The 872-nt window shown below is 28.7% G+C and carries 2 protein-coding genes; both read left to right on the forward strand.

Annotation, left to right across the window (positions count from 1 at the left end):
• The coding region (locus CYP51_RS01515) for a hypothetical protein (protein WP_180997725.1) at positions 1-504 on the forward strand (504 nt) is incomplete at its 5' end.
• Positions 449-872, forward strand: a 424-nt coding sequence (locus CYP51_RS01520; RefSeq protein ID WP_180997726.1) for a hypothetical protein, incomplete at its 3' end; no start/stop codon positions are given. The genes CYP51_RS01515 and CYP51_RS01520, both read left to right, overlap by 56 nt.

Genomic DNA, 872 nt, shown 5'->3' on the forward strand with positions numbered 1-872 from the left:
GAAATTTATAAAAGCTATGCGACTAAAAAAATCCTATTTCTATTAGCTTTTATTGTTTTTTCTTATTTGCTTTATAAATTTTTAGAGCCTAAGTATGAGTCAGATCAGTTATCTATTCAAGATACCAGGTTTGTTGATTTAAATACTTCTGATTCTAAAAAGTCTAAAAAAATTTTAAATAGCGTAGATAATTCAGATATAAACACCACTATTTTTAACAGCAATAGAATCTATCTAAAGATAACTTGCTTTCCGAATGGTTGTAAATTTAGAAATTACGCCATTGATTTATCTTTAGATAGCTTCTTAGAACTTCTTTCTTTCTCAAACTGCCATATATTCTTACAAGATAAGAAGTCAGGCAACTACATTGATTATTTTGTTTCTTGCCATGCAGATTTTGAAAGAGTTTTAAAAAGCTTAGAAAATTCATCACAAGGGTTTGCAAATGAAAAATCTCAAAAAGTTGATTCTAGTAGTCCTATGCTTCCTGCTCTCAAGTAGTTTATCTGCCTTAGAATATCGTAACATTACCTTTAACGATTTTTTAGGCGAGATTAGTTCTATAACTGGCAAAAATATTGTCATTAGTGGTAACGTTGATACTAATTTTGACGTATTCTTACCTACGCTTGATCTAAGTAAAACTGATACTTTTTCTAAGTTGCTTAAAGATATTTTAAACGTTAATGGCCTTGATTATTTGATACAAGATAGCGTTTTGTTGATATATAATCCAACTACTGAAGATAAGCCAGTATTGAATGATTATATAATCAAATTTAAGCACGTTTCCAAAGAAGATGTTGTTTCTGCTCTTTCTTTATTTAATGAAAACATAAAATACACTGTTTATAGTGATAGGATACTGC

It is taken from the genome of Campylobacter concisus, from assembly GCF_002912895.1.
Classification (GTDB): domain Bacteria; phylum Campylobacterota; class Campylobacteria; order Campylobacterales; family Campylobacteraceae; genus Campylobacter_A; species Campylobacter_A concisus_G.